Origin of the sequence: Photorhabdus tasmaniensis (genome assembly GCF_011189505.1) — a bacterium.
Classification (GTDB): Bacteria; Pseudomonadota; Gammaproteobacteria; order Enterobacterales; family Enterobacteriaceae; genus Photorhabdus; species Photorhabdus tasmaniensis.
The window spans coordinates 1-1,768 of the sequence record NZ_PUJU01000135.1; the positions used below are offsets into that span (position 1 = coordinate 1).

General features: G+C 55.7%; 1 protein-coding gene. It reads left to right on the forward strand.

Annotated elements, in window-relative coordinates:
* On the forward strand, nt 1-1,768 hold a 1,768-nt coding region (locus tag C5471_RS23115), incomplete at both ends, for a condensation domain-containing protein (protein ID WP_166296547.1).

Sequence of the window (1,768 nt, forward strand, 5' to 3'; positions counted from 1 at the left end):
TACCGATTGGCCGCCCAATATCCAATACCCAAATTTATATTCTCGATACCTACGGGAAACCTGTCCCAATGAGTGTCACGGGTGAACTTTACATTGGGGGAGTCGCTGTCGCCCGTGGTTACCTGAACCGGCCAGAATTGACCGCTGAACGTTTCCTTATCGATCCGTTCAGTGATAAACCAGGTGCCCGCATGTACCGCACTGGAGATTTGGCACGTTATCTGCCGGATGGCAATCTGGAGTTTCTTGGCCGTAATGATCAACAGGTTAAGATCCGCAGTTTCCGCATTGAACCGGGGGAAATTGAAGCCCGGCTGATAGAACACCCGGCGGTGAGTGAATCGGTGGTATTGGCGCAGGGGGAAGGGCAGGAGAAACGGCTGGTGGCTTATGTGGTGGCACCCGCAGATGAGGGGCTGGTCAATAGCTTGTATACTTATCTGAGTGCCATTTTACCGGATTATATGGTGCCGTCGGCCTTTGTACGGCTGGATGCCTTCCCGTTAACCCCAAACGGCAAGCTGGATCGTCAAGCGTTGCCAGCAGCGGACAATGAAGCGGTTGCCCGTCAGGTTTACGCCGCGCCGCAGGGTGAAACAGAAATCGCGCTGGCCGCGATTTGGCATGAAATCCTGGGGATTGAGCAAATTAGCCGGCATGACAATTTCTTTGCCCTGGGCGGCCATTCGTTGCTGGCGGTACGGGTGATGAACCGTGTCGCGGCACTCGGTGTCGACCTGTCGCTGGCGACCCTGTTTAAATCCCCTACTTTAATGGCTTTTGCCGAGGTCATGCAGGCCCGGTCTGGTCAACCGGACCCTATTCTGCCGGCCATCGTGCCGATATCCCGTGAGGGTGAGTTGCCGCTGTCATTTGCTCAACAGCGCTTGTGGTTTCTGGCACAGCTTGAGGGCGTCAGCGAGACTTATCATATCTCGATGGCTCTGCGCTTATGTGGTCAACTGGATATTATGGCCTGGCAAAAGGCGCTGGATACCTTGTTTGCCCGTCATGAAGCGCTACGCTCTGTCTTTGTCTCTACTGAGGGGCAGCCACAAATGCAGCTATTGGCACCGGATAGCGGCTTGCTGCTATCTCAACATGACCTGCGTGGACTCCCGGATGCGGAAGGGGTTCTTGAGCGTCTGTGTGCCGAGGAAGTGCACGCATCATTTAACCTTGACCGTGGCCCACTGATCCGCGCCGGTCTGATCCGGCTCACCGATGACGAATACCGGTTCCTACTCATTCAGCATCACATTGTTTCCGATGGCTGGTCTGTCGATGTGTTGATACGTGAACTGAGCGCACTCTATACGGCGTTTCTGGCTGGGCAACCGGATCCACTGCCTCCGTTGGCGATTCAATACCCGGATTACGCCGCCTGGCAGCGTCAGTGGTTGCTGGCGGAGCGGACCCAAATGCAATCCGACTATTGGCGTGCGACATTGGCTGATGCACCGGTTCTGCTGGATTTGCCTACTGACCGGCCCCGTCCGCTGGAGCAGTCATTTGTTGGGCATGCCGTGCCGGTTAACCTGGATACGGCATTAACGACCGCGCTTAAACGCCTGAGTGAGCAACACGGTGTCACGTTATTTATGACACTGTTGTCCGCTTGGGCGGTGGTCCTGTCGCGTCTGTCAGGTCAGGACGATGTGGTGATTGGCACACCGAGTGCAGGCCGCAGTCGTCAGGAAGTGGAGTCGCTGATCGGATTCTTTGTCAATACGCTGGCGTTGCGTGTTGATTTATCGGGTGAGCTGAC